The sequence below is a fragment of the Pseudomonas sp. GW822-FHT06B12 genome, assembly GCF_058799675.1.
Window position 1 is genome coordinate 507,347 of record NZ_JBXALR010000001.1, and the last position, 16,479, is coordinate 523,825.

Genomic DNA, 16,479 nt, shown 5'->3' on the forward strand with positions numbered 1-16,479 from the left:
AGAACAGCATGTTGTTCCACGTAAAGATGACCGTGAACCTGCCGGTCGACATGGATCCAGAGCGCGCCGCTCAGCTCAAGTTCGACGAAAAAAACCTGGCCCAGCGCCTGCAACAGCAAGGCAAGTGGCGCCATCTGTGGCGCATCGCCGGGCTCTACGCCAACTACAGCGTGTTCGACGTCGAGAGCGTGCAGGAACTGCACGACCTGCTGATGCAATTACCGCTTTATCCCTACATGGCTATCGAAGTGAACGCGATGTGCAGGCATCCTTCCTCTATTCATGAGGATGATCGCTGAGCCGTTGTTTGCCAGTTCTGTACTCTAATAAATACAAGATGAGGATTAATCATGAACGCCAAGATTTCCCACACTGCCAGCGCACAAAAGTTTCTCGAAGAGGCCAGCGGTCTGCTCAACGACGGTGGCAACCCGCGTGCCAAAGCGCTGATCTACCGCATCCTGCGTGATTCGGTGAATATCATCGAAGACCTTGAAGTGACCCCGGAAGAGTTCTGGAAAGCCGTCAACTACCTGAACGAACTGGGCGCGCGCCAAGAGGCGGGCCTGCTGGTTGCCGGCTTGGGGCTGGAACACTATCTGGACCTGCTGATGGATGCCGAAGACGCGCAGGCCGGTAAAACCGGTGGCACCCCACGCACCATCGAAGGCCCGCTGTATGTCGCCGGCGCACCGTTGTCCAACGGCGAAGCGCGGCTGGACGACGGCGTTGATCCGGGCGTGGTGCTGTTCATGCAGGGACAGGTCAAGAACACCGAAGGCAAGCCGCTGGCCGGCGCCGTGGTGGATGTCTGGCACGCCAATACGGGCGGCACTTATTCGTACTTCGATGGCAGCCAGTCAGAGTTCAACCTGCGTCGGCGGATCGTCACCGACGCCGAAGGTCGCTATCGTTTTCGCAGCATCGTGCCGTCGGGCTACGGTTGCCCACCGGACGGTCCGACCCAGCAACTGCTTGATCAACTGGGTCGTCATGGCCAGCGTCCGGCGCACATTCATTTCTTCATCTCGGCGGATGACCATCGCCACCTGACCACCCAGATCAACCTGGATGGCGACAAGTACCTGCACGACGATTTCGCCTACGCCACCCGTGACGAACTGATCGCCAAAATCACCTTCAGTGATGATCAGCAGCGTGCACGCGAGCACGGCATCAGCGGACGATTTGCCGAAATCGAATTCGATTTCACCCTGCAGTCGTCGGCGCAACCAGAAGAACAACATCGTCACGAGCGGGTGCGTGCACTGGAGAACTGATCAACGCTGGTCCAGGCCACGAGATAACTGACCGTTTATCTCGTGGTTTTTCGCTTTGCGGTGACGCGCATAGAATGGCCGGGCCTGATTTGCCTGAGGTGGAGTGCTCAGAAGCACCGCCATCGCAGCCGATAAAAACAATGAGAGTGAGCGGTTATGCAAGCGCATCTATTAAGTGAGCGCAGCAGAGTGTTTGAGCAGGCCGACCCCTATGCGGTGTCGGGCTACGTCAATCAGCACGTGGGCAACCATTGCATCCGTTTACCCAGAAGCGGCAGCCCTCAGGCCAGTCTCAATCACAGCAAATTCGCCAGCCTCGACCTGTGCCGTATCAGCTATGGCGGTAGCGTGCGGGTGACTTCGCCGGCGCTGGAAACCATCTATCACTTGCAAGTGCTGCTACGCGGAAACTGTCTGTGGCGCGGTCATCGGCAGGAACACTACTTTGCGCCCGGTGAGCTGCTGCTGATCAATCCGGACGATCCGGTGGACCTGACGTACTCCGACGATTGCGAAAAATTCATCGTGAAAATGCCCACCAGCCTGCTGGAATCGGTGTGCCAGGAGCAGCGCTGGTTGCACCCGGGGCAGGGTGTGCGGTTTCTGGAGAATCGCTACCAACTGGATGAGCTTGAAGGCTTCGTCAACCTGCTGGGCATGGTTTGCCAGGAGGCCGAAGCGACCGAGCGCATGCCGCGGGTTCAGGAGCACTACACGCAAATTGTCGTGAGCAAGATGCTCAGCCTGATGAAAACGAACATCAGGCGCCTCAGCCTCGGCTCGCAGTCGGCGAACTTCGAGCTGATCGCCGACTACATCGAACGCAACCTCAAGCAGGACATCTGCAGCGAAGAACTGGCGCGCCAGGCACAGATGAGCCTGCGTTCGCTGTATGGGTTGTTCGAGCGCAATGCGGCGACCACACCGAAGAATTACATCCGACAGAAAAAGCTCGAGCGGGTCAACGCCTGTCTCGGCGACCCCACCTGCACGGTGCGCAACGTGACCGAGCTGGCCATGGATTACGGCTTTTTGCACCTGGGGCGGTTCTCCGAAAGCTACCGCAAACAGTTCGGCGAATTGCCGTCGGACACCCTAAAGCGCCGCCACTGAAGCAAAACCTGGTGCACGGTTTGTCAGTTAAGACACGCAACTTGTGGGAGCGAGCTTGCTCGCGATAGCGGTGGGTCAGTCGACATTAATGTTGAATGTACTACCGCTATCGCGAGCAAGCTCGCTCCCACAGGGATTGGTTGTTCCATCGACGATCATTGGCGCCCTTTGCACAAAACGGATAGTGATCTGCACCCAGCGGATATTGTCCGGTAGCCGCCCGCCCTAGCATGAGCCTGCCTGAATAAAAACAATGGAGGCGGCGGCCATGTCCCTGCGACCCGAATACCTTCACTCCCTGCTTGAAGAAGACAAAGACCAGGGCATCTACCGCTGCAAGCGGGAGATGTTTACCGACCCACGGTTGTTCGATCTCGAGATGCAACACATCTTCGAAGGTAACTGGCTGTACCTCGCCCACGAGAGCCAGATTCCGAACAAAAACGATTTCTACACCACCACCATGGGCCGCCAGTCGATTTTCATTGCGCGCAACAAGGACGGCGAACTCAACGCCTTCATCAACGCCTGTAGCCACCGTGGCGCGATGCTCTGCCGACACAAGACCGGCAACAAATCCTCCTACACGTGCCCATTCCATGGCTGGACCTTCAACAACTCCGGCAAGCTGCTCAAGGTCAAGGATCCGGCGTCGGCCGGTTATCCGGCCAGCTTCAATTGCGAAGGCTCACACGACCTGACCAAGGTTGCGCGCTTCGAATCCTATCGTGGCTTCCTGTTCGGCAGCCTCAAGGCCGATGTGGTGCCGCTGGTCGAGCATCTGGGCGAGTCGGCGAAGATCATCGACATGATCGTCGACCAGTCCGCCGATGGCCTTGAAGTGTTGCGCGGCTCCAGCAGCTACATCTACGAAGGCAACTGGAAACTCACCGCCGAAAATGGCGCCGACGGCTACCACGTCAGCTCCGTGCACTGGAACTACGCCGCTACCCAGAACCAGCGCAAGCAGCGCGAATGCGGTGACGAGAACCCGACCATGAGCGCCGGCACCTGGGCCAAACAAGGCGGTGGTTTCTACTCCTTCGACAAGGGGCACATGCTGCTCTGGACCCGTTGGTCCAACCCTGAAGACCGGCCGCTGTACGAGCGCCGCGATGAGTTGGCCAAGGATTTCGGTCAGGCCCGCGCCGACTGGATGATCGAGAACTCGCGCAACCTGTGCCTGTACCCCAACGTGTACCTGATGGATCAGTTCAGTTCACAGATCCGCATCGCCCGGCCGATCTCGGTCAACCGCACCGAAATCACCATCTACTGCATTGCCCCCAAAGGCGAAAGCGACACCGCGCGTTCGAGCCGGATTCGTCAGTACGAAGACTTCTTCAACGTCAGCGGCATGGCCACTCCGGACGACCTCGAAGAATTCCGCTCCTGCCAGATGGGCTACCAGGGCAGCACCACCGCCTGGAACGACATGTCCCGTGGCGCCGAGCACTGGGTTGAAGGGGCCGATGAGGCGGCCAAAGAGATCGATCTGCACCCGTTGCTCAGCGGTGTGCGCACTGAAGACGAAGGCCTGTTCGTGCTGCAACACAAGTACTGGCAGGAAACCATGCTCAAGGCCTTGAGCGAAGAGCAGTCGGCAATGATCAAGGTGGAGGAACTGTCATGAGCATCACTTACGACGCCGTGCGCGATTTTCTCTACCGCGAAGCGCGCTACCTCGATGATAAGGAGTGGGACAACTGGCTGGAACTGTACGCCGCCGACGCAACCTTCTGGATGCCGTCCTGGGACGATAACGACGAGCTGACCGAGGATCCGCAACGGGAAATCTCGCTGATCTGGTACGGCAACCGCACAGGGCTTGAAGACCGTATTTTCCGGATCAAGACCGAGCGCTCCAGCGCCAGCGTGCCGGACACCCGAACCTCGCACAACATCAGCAACATCGAACTGCTCGGGCAGGACGACGGGCTGTGCAAGGTGCGCTTCAACTGGCACACCCTGAGCTTTCGCTACAAGACCGTCGACAGCTATTTCGGCAGCAGTTTCTACACCCTCGACGTGCGTGGCGACAGCCCGCTGATCAAGGCCAAGAAAGTGATCCTGAAGAACGACTACGTTCGTCAGGTCATCGATGTCTATCACCTGTGAGGCGGCCGTCATGACTCATTCCATCGCACTCAATTTTGAAGACGGCGTCACCCGTTTCGTTGAGGCCAACCCCGGTGAAACGGTGGCCGACGCCGCGTATCGCCAAGGCATCAACATTCCGCTGGACTGCCGCGACGGCGCTTGCGGGACCTGCAAATGCTTCGCCGAGGCCGGGCGTTACGATCTGGGCGAGGAGTACATCGAAGACGCTCTCAGCCGCGAGGAGGCCGAAGCGGGCTTTGTGCTGACCTGCCAGATGCGCGCCCAGAGCGATTGCGTGGTGCGGGTGCCGGCGTCCTCGGATGTCTGCCGTACCCAACAAACCCGCTACAGTGCGGCGATCAGTGAAGTGCGTCAGCTGTCGGACAGCACGATTGCACTGTCGATCAAAGGCGAAGCACTGAGCAAACTGGCGTTCCTGCCGGGGCAATACGTCAACCTTGGCGTGCCCGGCAGCGAGCAGACCCGCGCCTATTCGTTCAGCTCGTTGCAACGCGACGGTGAAGTCAGCTTCCTGATCCGCAATGTGCCAGGTGGGCTGATGAGCAGCTTCCTCACCAGCATCGCCAAGGCCGGCGACAACATGAGCCTGGCCGGGCCGTTGGGCAGTTTTTATCTGCGCGACATTCAGCGTCCGTTGCTGTTGTTGGCCGGCGGCACGGGTTTGGCGCCGTTCACCGCCATGCTGGAAAAAATTGCCGAGCAGGGCAGCGCATACCCGTTGCACTTGATCTACGGCGTGACCAACGATTTTGACCTGGTGGAACTGGACCGACTGCAAGCCTTGGCTGCGCGGATCCCGAACTTCAGCTTCAGCGCCTGCGTGGCCAACCCGCAAAGCGCGCACCCGCTCAAGGGCTACGTCACTCAGCACATCGAGCGGCAGCACCTGAACGACGGCGATGTCGACGTCTACCTCTGCGGCCCGCCGCCGATGGTCGAGGCGGTCAGCCAGTTCATTCGCGAGCAGGGTATCGCCCCGAAAAACTTCTACTACGAAAAATTCGCTGCGAGCGCGGCGTAAACAATTCAGGCGCCGACACGAACCTTGTGGGAGCGAGCTTGCTCGCGATAGCGGCGGACCAGTCACCATCAATGTTGAATGCACTGCCGTCATCGCGAGCAAGCTCGCTCCCACAGGTTATGGATGCCAACAGGGACATTGAGGATTTGAAATGAACAGATTCCACGAAAAAGTCGCACTGATTACCGGCGCGGCCCAGGGGATTGGCCGCCGCGTCGCCGAGCGGATGGCGGCTGAGGGCGCACGCCTGGTGCTGGTTGATCGCTCCGAACTGGTGTTTGAGCTGCAAGAACAGCTGGGGCAAACCAGCGAAGTACTGACCCTGACCGCCGACCTTGAACAGTACGCCGAGTGCAACCGCGTGATGACGGCGGCGATCGAGCGCTTTGGTCGTTTGGACATATTGGTCAACAACGTCGGTGGGACTATCTGGGCCAAGCCTTTCGAACACTACGAAGAGCAACAGATCGAAGCCGAAGTCCGCCGTTCGCTGTTTCCAACCCTGTGGTGCTGCCATGCGGCGTTGCCGTTCATGCTGGAGCAGGGCAGCGGCGCTATCGTCAACGTGTCGTCCATTGCGACACGGGGAGTCAATCGCGTGCCTTACGGTGCGGCCAAGGGCGGGGTCAATGCGCTCACCGCGTGCCTGGCGTTTGAAACCGCCGAACGGGGCGTGCGGGTCAATGCCACCGCGCCGGGCGGTACGCAAGCACCGCCACGGCGGATTCCGCGCAACAGCGCCGAGCAGAGCCCGCAGGAGAAGGTCTGGTATCAACAGATTGTCGATCAAACCGTCGACAGCAGCCTGATGAAACGCTATGGCACCATTGACGAGCAGGTCGGGGCGATTCTGTTTCTGGCCTCTGACGACGCGGCCTACATCACCGGTCTGGTGATGCCGGTCGGCGGCGGTGACCAGGGCTAAGGTAGCCCACAGGGTTGGGCTGAGCCCTTTCAAGCTCTGTGTTAACATCGCGCCCCTATGTAAACGCTACACAGAAGGGGTGAACAACGATGGCTCAGAGGATGGTGGTGCTCGACACCGAAACCACCGGCATGCCGGTGACCGACGGCCACCGGATTATCGAGATCGGTTGCGTCGAGTTGATCGGTCGACGCCTGACGGGCCGGCATTTCCACGTTTATTTGCAACCAGACCGGGAAAGTGACGAGGGCGCGATTGGCGTCCACGGTATTACCAACGAGTTTCTGGTGGGCAAGCCGCGTTTCGCTGAAGTGGCCGATGAGTTCTTCGAATTCATCAAGGGCGCGCAGCTGATCATCCATAACGCGGCGTTCGACGTTGGCTTCATCAACAACGAATTCGCGCTGATGGGTCAGCAGGATCGGGCGGATATCACCCAGCATTGCTCGATCCTCGACACCCTGATGATGGCCCGTGAGCGTCACCCAGGGCAGCGCAACAGCCTCGATGCCTTGTGCAAACGTTATGGCGTCGACAACTCCGGTCGTGAGCTGCACGGCGCCTTGCTCGACTCCGAGATTCTCGCTGACGTTTACCTGACCATGACCGGCGGCCAGACCAGTCTGTCGCTGGCGGGTAATGCGTCTGACGGTAACGGTTCGGGCGAGGGTTCGGGTAATCAGGCGAGCGAGATTCGTCGTCTGCCAGCCGATCGCAGGCCGACGCGGATCATTCGCGCCAGTGAAGCGGACCTGGCCGAGCACGCCTCGCGCCTTGAAGTCATCGCCAAGTCCGCCGGTGCTCCGGCACTGTGGACCCAACTGGCCGAGGCCAAGGCAAGTCAATAATTAAGGTGCTGCACGCTTACCGTAGCAGCTGCCGAACCTGTGAGGCTGCGTTCGAGGACGAAGTCCTCGCAAACAAGCAATGCGCAGTTTTTCTGCAGGAACTCGTTTACCTATTGCGACTGCTTCGCAGCCGAACGCAGCCTCACAGGTTCGGCAGCTGCTACGGATCGCGGTGTTGGGCAATGCTCGCTCGCCACAAGGGCCTCAACCCTCTACCCTGAGTGTATTGGCAGACCACGGTCTGCCGCCTCAGGACACCGAGCCCCATGTATAAAGACTTGAAGTTCCCGGTCCTTATTGTCCACCGCGACATCAAGGCTGACACGGTCGCCGGTGATCGTGTGCGCGGTATCGCCCGGGAACTGGAACAGGAAGGCTTCAGTATCTTTTCGGCGGTGGATTACGCCGAAGGGCGGCTGGTCGCCTCGACCCACCACGGCCTCGCATGCATGTTGATCGCTGCCGAAGGCGCCGGGGAAAACACCCATCTTTTACAGAACATGGTCGAATTGATTCGTGTGGCTCGCGCCCGTGCGCCGAATTTGCCGATTTTCGCCCTGGGCGAGCAAGTGACGCTGGAAAACGCCCCGGCCGATGCCATGAGCGAACTGAACCAGTTACGCGGCATTCTTTATCTGTTCGAAGACACCGTGCCGTTTCTGGCGCGCCAGGTCGCCCGCGCGGCGCGTAATTACCTTGATGGCTTGCTTCCGCCATTTTTCAAGGCCCTGGTGCAACACACCGCCGATTCCAACTATTCCTGGCACACCCCAGGGCACGGTGGTGGCGTGGCCTATCACAAAAGTCCGGTAGGGCAGGCATTTCACCAGTTTTTTGGCGAGAACACCTTGCGTTCGGACCTGTCGGTCTCGGTGCCGGAACTCGGCTCATTGCTGGACCACACCGGGCCACTGGCGGAAGCCGAGGCTCGCGCTGCGCGTAATTTCGGCGCCGATCACACGTTTTTCGTGATCAATGGCACCTCGACCGCCAACAAGATCGTCTGGCAAGCCATGGTCGCGCGTGACGATCTGGTGCTGGTGGACCGCAACTGCCACAAATCGGTGTTGCACTCGATCATCATGACCGGGGCGATCCCGTTGTACCTGTGTCCGGAGCGCAATGAACTGGGGATCATCGGGCCGATCCCGCTGAGCGAATTCAGCCGCGAATCGATCAAGGCCAAGATCGACGCGAGCCCGCTGACCAAGGGTCGAGAGCCGAAGGTCAAGCTGGCGGTGGTGACCAATTCGACGTACGACGGCCTCTGCTACAACGCCGAGCTGATCAAACAGACCCTGGGCAACAGCGTCGAAGTCCTGCACTTCGACGAAGCCTGGTACGCCTATGCGGCGTTTCACGAGTTCTTCGCCGGGCGTTATGGCATGGGCACCTCGCGCACTGAAGACAGCCCGCTGGTGTTCACCACCCATTCCACTCACAAATTGCTCGCGGCTTTCAGTCAGGCGTCGATGATTCACGTGCAGGATGGCGGCGCCCGGCAACTGGACCGCGACCGCTTCAATGAAGCGTTCATGATGCACATCTCCACGTCGCCGCAGTACAGCATCATCGCCTCGCTGGATGTGGCGTCGGCTATGATGGAAGGCCCGGCCGGCCGGTCGCTGTTGCAGGAAATGTTCGATGAGGCGCTGAGCTTTCGCCGGGCGCTGGCCAACCTGCGTCAGCACATCGCTGCCGATGACTGGTGGTTCTCCATCTGGCAGCCGCCGCTGGTGGAGGGGATCGACAAGGTGACGACCTCGGACTGGCTGTTGCAGCCCGAAGCCGACTGGCATGGCTTTGGCGACATCGCCGAGGATTACGTGTTGCTGGACCCGATCAAAGTGACGCTGGTGATGCCGGGTCTGACGGCCGGTGGCGCACTGAGCGAGCGGGGGATTCCGGCGGCAGTGGTCAGCAAGTTCCTCTGGGAGCGTGGGCTGGTGGTGGAGAAGACCGGCCTGTATTCATTCCTGGTGCTGTTTTCCATGGGCATCACCAAGGGCAAATGGAGCACTTTGCTCACTGAGTTGCTCGAATTCAAACGCAGCTACGACGCCAACATCAGTCTGGCGGCGTGTCTGCCGTGCGTCGCACAACGAGACGTGGCGCGTTATCAAGGCATGGGGCTGCGCGACCTGTGTGACCAATTGCACGCCTGCTACCGCAGCAATGCCACCGCCAAGCACCTCAAGCGCATGTACACCGTGCTTCCAGAGATCGCCATGAAACCGGCCGATGCCTATGATCAATTGGTCCGGGGCGAGGTCGAGGCGGTGTCCATCGACCAGTTGCAGGGGCGTATCGCGGCGGTGATGCTGGTGCCGTACCCGCCAGGGATTCCGTTGATCATGCCCGGCGAACGCTTCACCGAGTCGACTCGCTCGATCATCGATTACCTGGCATTCGCCCGCACGTTCGACAGCAGCTTCCCGGGTTTCGTCGCCGATGTGCACGGCTTGCAGCACGAAGACGAGGGCAATGGGCGGTGTTATACCGTCGATTGCATCAAGCTTTGAGGACTTTTCCGAGTATGCAACCGGTCATCAATCCCAAGCATCCAGGTCTGGCGGTACGTGTCGCCGATCAAGGATTTGCTGCGTATATCTGGGGCAGTGACTTCAGTTTTGAAGTCCGGGCTTACGCCGCCGCAGAGATCGATAAACCGGTGGATCAGTGGGCGCTGGAAACCGTTACGCCCTACCGCAAATGCTACGGCATCGACCCGCAAGAGTTCGCCAGTTACCGGGACGCGGCCGACAGTGCGATCTTCATGGCGTTTCTCGATGACCATCCGGTAGGGCACATCGTGGTCAGTACCAACTGGAACGGTTTTGCCCATATCGATGAGCTGGCGGTGCACGCTCCGGCGCGTCGCCACGGGGTGGCCAAGGCGTTGCTGGACGTTGCGCAGTTCTGGAGTCGCAAGAAGAAACTGCCGGGCATCATGCTGGAAACCCAGAACAACAACCTGGGAGCCTGCCGGCTGTATGAGCGTTGCGGTTATGTGATCGGTGGCATCGATCATCTGCGCTATCGCGGTATCGACCCGCAAACGGCGGAGGTGGCGTTGTTCTGGTATCGGCTGTTCGACAATCCGTTGGAAAATCCGCTTACCCCGTCAACAGCGCCTCGGCTTGTTCCTTGATGATGTCCAGTAAGGCCTGAATCGCGGGAGAGGGGGCGACGTTGTTCAGGGTCAAGGCATAAAGGCTGATCGGCACCGCCGGTGACAGCGGGCAAACGTCCAGTCCGCTGGCCTTGGCGCCGATCGCGGTAAACGGGTCGACGATCGCCAGGCCTTCGCCGGCCTCCACCATGCTGCGCATCATCTGATGGGTCTGGACCCGGGTTTGCACCACCGGTGCCGGGCGCAAGGCGTGCAGTTTGCTCTCGAACATCACGCTGAGCGGATCGTGACCTTCGAGCCCGACCATCGATTGGCCGGCCAGGTCCTGCACGGAAATGTACTTTTGCCTGGGTTGCAGCCAGCCGTGAGGCGCCAGGAGCTGGAGTTTGCCTTGGGCAATGATCTGGCACTGAATGTCGGGGTGGTCGGGGTCGTGCAGGCTCAAGCCAAGATCGCTCTCACGCAGCAGCAGGCTTCTGACGATTTCACGGGTGGGCTGGCTGAGCAGCGAGCAGGGCGCATCCGGAAAACGCCGACGCAGGGTGGCGATGCCGTGCGGCAACAACTGTTGCGCCAAGGGCGGCGTGCAAATGATCCGCAAGGGGGGCGCCAGGTACTGTTTGAGGCTGTTGGCCAGCCGCTGCACTGGTTCAAGCGCGTCAAAGACGTGAGCGATCTCGACCTGCAACTCCCGCGCCTCACGGGTGGCCTGCAAACGCCCGCGTACGCTGGCAAACAGCATGAAGCCGAGTTGATCCTCGGCTTCGCGCAAAATCCCCTCGACCCCGGCCACCGGCAATTGCAGCATCTCGGCAGCGGTGCCCAGATGACCGGTTTGCAGGAGCGCCTGGATCACTTCGATATGACGTAAACGCATGCGTGAAGTCCATGTTCAGCAGGTGAGGGGTCAGTGACTGAATCCTAACCCAAGTCCGTGCCTATGACTTCAGCTCATAACGGTGGTTTATGAGGCGACGTTTGATTCAGGCTCGCGGGTGATGGTAACGCCCGATTGCACCAGGACAAATTCGTTGTCATCGAGTTTGTTGATGCGATCGCCAATAGCCAGCTTATAGGTGGTGACAGGCGCAGAGCCGGCGATACCGTCCTGCGACGGGGTGGATTCCTGGAACTCATGCACTGAATAAACACGGCCTTCCGCGTCTCTTGCATGGAATTGTCCGACGAGTACTGCTGCCATCTGCTTAGAACCTCTGGAGATAAGTCACTCAATTTGCGGTTCTGTAGACCGTCGATAAGCGTGGTAAGTTTTCCTACAGGAAAAAAATAGTATTTAACCGCCATTCCGCGACACGGAGCACGTGAAGTACTGCCGAATCATCTATAACTACAGGCTCCTTTAGCCAGATAGTCGGGAGTTTCCGATGAGCAAGGTCTATACGATTGCTGTCCTGGTTGGCAGCTTGAGAAAACAGTCGATCAACCGCAAAGTCGCGCTGGCGCTGGCTGAACTGGCGCCGGCGAACCTCAGGCTGAACATCGTCGAGATTGGTGATCTGCCGCTCTATAACGAAGACATCGACGTAACCCCGCCGGCAGCCTACAGCACTTTCCGAGATCAGGTGAGTTCATCCGACGCGGTGCTGTTTGTGACACCGGAATATAACCGCTCGGTGCCTGCCCCTTTGAAGAACGCGATTGACGTCGGTTCCCGCCCTTATGGCAAGAGTGTCTGGGGCGGTAAACCGGGTGCGGTAATCAGTGCTTCGCCTGGCGCGATCGGTGGTTTCGGCGCCAACCACCATTTGCGCCAATCCATGGTGTTTCTCAATGTGCCCTGCATGCAACAACCGGAAGCCTACCTGAGCAACGCTGGTTCGGCGTTCGACGACTCGGGCAAAGTGACCGAATCGGTTCGGCCGTTTTTGCAGAAATTCATCAATGCCTACGCCGAGTGGGTCGAGCAATTTAAAAAGGCCTGATCGGTCGGGGGCCAGCGCTTGCACTCGGGAAGCGCTGGCCAGTCGACTGTTGATCGAATCATTCTATTTTGGACAGCGACGCGACAAGGAGTCTGAACAATGCAAAGTCCGACCACGGTCACACGGCTGATCACCCGTAAAAACGCCATCGACCAGAGTCGTGTCGAGTATGAGCAGCACAGCCTGATTCCGGCAGTTGGCGAGGTGATCCTGAAGATTGATCGCTGCGCTCTGACCACCAATAACATCACCTACGCAGCCTATGGCGACTCGATGCATTACTGGGAGTTCTTTCCGACAGGGCAATCGGAATGGGGCCAGATCCCGGCCTGGGGTTTTGCCGATGTGCTGGCTTCTGAGGTCGATGGCATTGCGCTAGGGGAGCGCTTTTACGGGTACTTCCCACTGGCCAGTCATCTCTGGGTGCGCCCGGAGCGGGTGACCAAGCGTGGTTTTCATGACGCCGCGCCGCACCGGCAAACACTGCTATCGGTTTACAACCAATACACCCGTTGCAGCTGGGACAGGTACTACAGCCCGGAGAACGAAAACCTGCAAATTCTGCTAACCCCGCTGTTTTTGACGTCGTTGATGTTGGCAGACTTCCTTCAGGACAATCAGTTCTTCGGTGCGACTCGTCTGGTGTTCTCCAGTGCTTCGAGTAAAACCGCTTTTGGCACGGCTGTTTGCCTGGCGGGCCAGTCGGATCTGGAGCGAGTGGCACTGACGTCGGCGGGGAACAAGGCGTTTGTCGAGCATCTAGGGTGTTACGAGCGCACGCTCGGGTATGCCGAGTTGGCGTCGTTGCCCACTGACCGTCAGACCTTGTACGTGGATTTTTCCGGCGATCTGGATTTACGCGACCAAGTGCATCAGCATTTCGCCGAGCGATTGGTTTACAGCTGCTTTGTAGGTTCTACCCAAAGCACTGATGAGGCGCAATTGAGCGCTATAACAGGGCCGCAGCCGGCGTTTTTCTTTGCCCCGATCCAGATTCGAAAACGCAACGCCGAATGGGGCGCGCAGCGGCTCAGCCAGTACATCGGCGAGGCGGTGCAGCAGTTTTATCGGCAAGTGACGGCACCGGCCAATCCATTGCTCAAGGTGGTGGAGAGTGATGGGCTTGAAGCCGCACAGGCGGTTATTTCACGGCTGTTTCATGGGCAGATCGCACCAATCGAAGGGCATGTGATCCGTTTGTGAGGCGGTTTCGCATGCTTAGGGGGCTTACGACACGGTTAATCGCCCGGTTTTCACTTACCCGCTTTACCCTATATTCGAAATTCCATATATTCTCGCTTCGTTTGTTCAGGCGTTCTCACTTCCATGCCCGATTCCCGCAATCCTGTCGATGTGTTCAAGGCGCTAGCCGATGACACTCGCAGTCGTATCGCTTTGCTGATCGCCCGAGAGGGTGAGTTGTGCGTGTGCGAGCTGACTGCTGCGCTGGACCTGAGCCAGCCGAAAATCTCCCGTCACCTGGCGCAATTGCGCAGCCATGGATTGCTGGCGGACCGTCGCCAGGGGCAATGGGTTTTCTATCGCCTGCACCCGCAATTATCTCCGTGGGTCGTGACGTTGTTGCAAGGCGCGCTGGCTGCCAACGGTGTCTGGCTTGCCGCTGACATCGCGCGTCTGCAGGCGATGGATGACCGTCCGATCCGCTGCTGCTGACTCCCCCTTCATCTTTTTTTACCCATTGTTCAAGGCTGTTTCGCATGCTCGTCGCGTCATTGATTTTTCTCCAGACCATCACCCTGGTGATCTGGCAACCCAAAGGCCTCGGCGTAGGCTGGAGTGCAGTACTGGGGGCGGTGCTGGCGCTACTCACTGGCGTGGTACACGTCAGCGATATCCCGCTGGTGTGGGAGATCATCTGGAACGCCACCGGGACGTTTGTCGCACTGATCATCATCAGCCTGTTGCTGGACGAGGCGGGTTTCTTTGCCTGGGCGGCGTTGCATGTGGCTCGCTGGGGGCAGGGTAACGGGCGCAAGCTATTCGCTTACATGGTGTTGCTCGGGGCGCTGGTATCGGCTTTGTTCGCCAACGATGGCGCGGCATTGATCCTCACGCCTATCGTGATTTCGATGCTGCTGGCTTTGCGGTTTTCTCCGACAGCGACGCTGGCGTTCGTCATGGGCGCCGGATTTATCGCCGATACCGCGAGTCTGCCGCTGGTGGTGTCGAACCTGGTGAACATCGTTTCTGCGGACTTCTTCCACATTGGATTCAACCGCTATGCGGCGGTCATGGTGCCGGTCAATCTGGTGGCCGTCGCGGCGACGTTGGCGGTGTTGCTGTGGTTCTTCCGGCGGGACATTCCGGCTGATTACGATCCGCAGCAGCTGGAAGACCCGAAGACTGCGATTCACGACAAGGCAACCTTCTTTGCCGGTTGGTGTGTGCTGGTGATTTTGCTGCTCGGCTGTTTTGCCCTGGAGCCGTTGGGGATTCCCATCAGCGCGATTTCGGCGGTGTGCGCGGCATTGCTGCTGGCCATCGCCGCCCGTGGGCACAAGATATCAACGCGCAAGGTGATGAAAGAAGCACCGTGGCACATCGTGATTTTCTCCCTGGGCATGTACCTGGTGGTCTACGGCATGCGTAACGCCGGACTGACCGCGCACCTGGCCGGTTGGCTGGACGTGTTTGGGGATTACGGTGTGTGGGGCGCCGCCATGGGCACCGGGCTGCTGACTGCGCTGTTGTCGTCGATCATGAACAATCTGCCGACAGTGCTGATCGGTGCGTTGTCGATCGATGCCAGCCAGGCCACCGGGGTGGTGAAAGAAGCCATGATCTACGCCAACGTGATCGGCAGCGATCTGGGGCCGAAAATCACCCCGATCGGTAGTCTGGCGACGTTGCTTTGGTTGCATGTGCTGGAGCGCAAGAATATCCGGATTGGCTGGGGGTATTACTTCAAGGTCGGGGTCGTGCTGACGGTGCCGGTATTGCTGGTGACCCTGGCGGCGTTGGCATTGCGCCTGTCTATCTAGACCGTGTCGACCCTATCGCGAGCAGGCTCGCTCCCACATTTGGAACGCGTACCCCTGTGGGAGCGAGCCTGCTCGCGATGAGGCCGGTTCAGGCGGCACAAAGCTCAACTCTGCCCCGGCACGTTCGGCCACAAATCAGCCACCAGAAACAACCGCTCGGCTTCTTCCCAGTCTCCGTCGCCGTTTTCGGTCAGGCGTACCAGCAACTGCGCAGGCGCTTGAGCGTCTAGCGCTGTCAGCCAGGTCTCGAGTTGCGTGCGGTCCCAGGTGTGCTCGGCAGGGTAGTGGGCAGGTGCGAGCCAGGCGTGGCGTGGCAGCGGTTGCCAACGACCGGGTGAGCTCTGGGCGATGAAGTGCACCCAGTCTCGCTGATGCAACCAGCAACCCTTGAGGTGGTGCGGGTGGGCACCGTCCGGTGACTGAGCTTCGCCTGGCCATGGATACAGCAGATAACCGCCCAGCCACAGGTGTGCGCTGAACTGCAGGATATCCAGTGCGGCCAAGGCTTCGCGGCTTTCGGGGCGAGCAGAGATTGGCAGTTGATGGTGGGCCAGATGCGCCAGTTTGCGGTCCAGTCGGTCGTGACATCCCGGGCCAAGCCACTGGGCGGTGTCGTGGCCGTCGCCGTTTTGCGGTCCCAGATACAGCTTGATCGCCAGTTCCAGATGATGCACACCGTCGCGGTCACGCAGCAGCATGTCCAGCTCGCCGAGGGTATGACCTTCGCGGCGAATCGGCAGGTTGGCGGCAATCAGCTCGATTCCCGGCGCGTGCTGCACGGCAAACTGCCAGAGCCGCTCGTAATACAAGCCCAGCCGACGAGTCGCGCCGAGCGCCAGCCAGCGCTGCAATTCACGGCTGTCCTGATCCAGCTGCCGCAGCCAGTGCTCCAGTCGTTCGGGCGCTTGTACCCAGTCGCTGCCAGTGAGTGGATGGCGTTGTGGCCAGGGTGTTTCGCTGAGCATCGGTGGCGCGAGGATGACCCAGGCCAGGTCGCGCACTTCGGGATGGCGCAACTGGCGGGGCAGGGTGAGCAAGCCAGGAAATAAGGTCATCTTGCGAGCATAGCGCTTTGGTTCGCGGCTGAAAGGAT

17 protein-coding genes are annotated in these 16,479 nt (G+C 59.4%); 14 read left to right on the plus strand and 3 right to left on the minus strand.

Features of this window, described 5'->3' with window-relative positions; genetic code table 11:
- Positions 1–8: 8 nt before the first annotated feature.
- From catC to AC1RKH_RS02510, 10 genes are all read left to right on the plus strand, one after another.
- On the plus strand, positions 9–299 hold the full coding sequence (gene catC / locus AC1RKH_RS02465) for a muconolactone Delta-isomerase (RefSeq protein WP_493060957.1): 291 nt from the start codon (positions 9–11) through the stop codon (positions 297–299).
- A gap of 51 nt (positions 300–350) precedes the next feature.
- Positions 351–1,280: a catechol 1,2-dioxygenase gene (catA, locus tag AC1RKH_RS02470; protein ID WP_493060958.1), complete on the plus strand. Its 930-nt coding sequence runs from the start codon at positions 351–353 to the stop codon at positions 1,278–1,280.
- Positions 1,281–1,436: 156 nt separating this feature from the next.
- Positions 1,437–2,393, plus strand: coding sequence for an AraC family transcriptional regulator (locus tag AC1RKH_RS02475; protein WP_493060959.1), 957 nt, complete (start codon positions 1,437–1,439; stop codon positions 2,391–2,393).
- A 268-nt stretch (positions 2,394–2,661) separates the two neighbouring features.
- Positions 2,662–4,026, plus strand: coding sequence for a benzoate 1,2-dioxygenase large subunit (benA, locus tag AC1RKH_RS02480; protein WP_493060960.1), 1,365 nt, complete (start codon positions 2,662–2,664; stop codon positions 4,024–4,026).
- Positions 4,023–4,511: a benzoate 1,2-dioxygenase small subunit gene (gene benB, locus AC1RKH_RS02485; RefSeq protein ID WP_493060961.1), complete on the plus strand. Its 489-nt coding sequence runs from the start codon at positions 4,023–4,025 to the stop codon at positions 4,509–4,511. Before benA ends, benB begins: the two co-directional genes overlap by 4 nt.
- Positions 4,512–4,521: 10 nt before the next feature.
- Complete coding sequence (benC, locus tag AC1RKH_RS02490) at positions 4,522–5,535, plus strand: benzoate 1,2-dioxygenase electron transfer component BenC (RefSeq protein ID WP_493060962.1); 1,014 nt, start codon at positions 4,522–4,524, stop codon at positions 5,533–5,535.
- Between the two features lie 151 nt (positions 5,536–5,686).
- Entirely contained in the window at positions 5,687–6,460 is a 774-nt protein-coding gene (locus AC1RKH_RS02495; protein ID WP_123424393.1) for a 1,6-dihydroxycyclohexa-2,4-diene-1-carboxylate dehydrogenase, read from the plus strand.
- 89 nt (positions 6,461–6,549) lie between these two features.
- On the plus strand, positions 6,550–7,308 hold the full coding sequence (dnaQ, locus tag AC1RKH_RS02500) for a DNA polymerase III subunit epsilon (protein ID WP_493060963.1): 759 nt from the start codon (positions 6,550–6,552) through the stop codon (positions 7,306–7,308).
- A 266-nt stretch (positions 7,309–7,574) separates the two neighbouring features.
- A complete protein-coding gene (locus AC1RKH_RS02505) occupies positions 7,575–9,830 on the plus strand; it encodes an Orn/Lys/Arg family decarboxylase (RefSeq protein WP_493060964.1) in 2,256 nt (751 codons plus the stop codon).
- 14 nt (positions 9,831–9,844) lie between these two features.
- Positions 9,845–10,459: a GNAT family N-acetyltransferase gene (locus AC1RKH_RS02510; RefSeq protein WP_493060965.1), complete on the plus strand. Its 615-nt coding sequence runs from the start codon at positions 9,845–9,847 to the stop codon at positions 10,457–10,459.
- On the opposite strand, the gene AC1RKH_RS02515 is transcribed toward AC1RKH_RS02510, so the two are convergent.
- Both AC1RKH_RS02515 and AC1RKH_RS02520 read right to left on the minus strand, forming a co-directional pair.
- The gene (locus AC1RKH_RS02515; RefSeq protein ID WP_493060966.1) at positions 10,425–11,318 is read right to left on the minus strand and encodes a LysR substrate-binding domain-containing protein; all 894 of its coding nucleotides are present in this window, start codon (positions 11,316–11,318) and stop codon (positions 10,425–10,427) included. The two genes, AC1RKH_RS02510 and AC1RKH_RS02515, sit on opposite strands and share 35 nt — an antisense overlap.
- An 87-nt stretch (positions 11,319–11,405) precedes the next feature.
- Positions 11,406–11,642, minus strand: coding sequence for a hypothetical protein (locus AC1RKH_RS02520; protein ID WP_123424398.1), 237 nt, complete (start codon positions 11,640–11,642; stop codon positions 11,406–11,408).
- Positions 11,643–11,826: 184 nt separating this feature from the next.
- Between AC1RKH_RS02520 and AC1RKH_RS02525 the strand changes: the two genes are divergently transcribed.
- From AC1RKH_RS02525 to AC1RKH_RS02540, 4 genes are all read left to right on the plus strand, one after another.
- Complete coding sequence (locus tag AC1RKH_RS02525; protein WP_493060967.1) at positions 11,827–12,384, plus strand: NADPH-dependent FMN reductase; 558 nt, start codon at positions 11,827–11,829, stop codon at positions 12,382–12,384.
- A gap of 99 nt (positions 12,385–12,483) precedes the next feature.
- A complete protein-coding gene (locus AC1RKH_RS02530) occupies positions 12,484–13,587 on the plus strand; it encodes a DUF2855 family protein (protein ID WP_493060968.1) in 1,104 nt (367 codons plus the stop codon).
- 123 nt (positions 13,588–13,710) lie between these two features.
- On the plus strand, positions 13,711–14,058 hold the full coding sequence (locus AC1RKH_RS02535) for a metalloregulator ArsR/SmtB family transcription factor (RefSeq protein WP_493060969.1): 348 nt from the start codon (positions 13,711–13,713) through the stop codon (positions 14,056–14,058).
- Positions 14,059–14,102: 44 nt separating this feature from the next.
- Positions 14,103–15,386, plus strand: coding sequence for an arsenic transporter (locus tag AC1RKH_RS02540; protein ID WP_493060970.1), 1,284 nt, complete (start codon positions 14,103–14,105; stop codon positions 15,384–15,386).
- 104 nt (positions 15,387–15,490) lie between these two features.
- On the opposite strand, the gene AC1RKH_RS02545 is transcribed toward AC1RKH_RS02540, so the two are convergent.
- A complete protein-coding gene (locus tag AC1RKH_RS02545) occupies positions 15,491–16,441 on the minus strand; it encodes a DUF1853 family protein (protein WP_493060971.1) in 951 nt (316 codons plus the stop codon).
- Between the last annotated feature and the right edge of the window lie 38 nt (positions 16,442–16,479).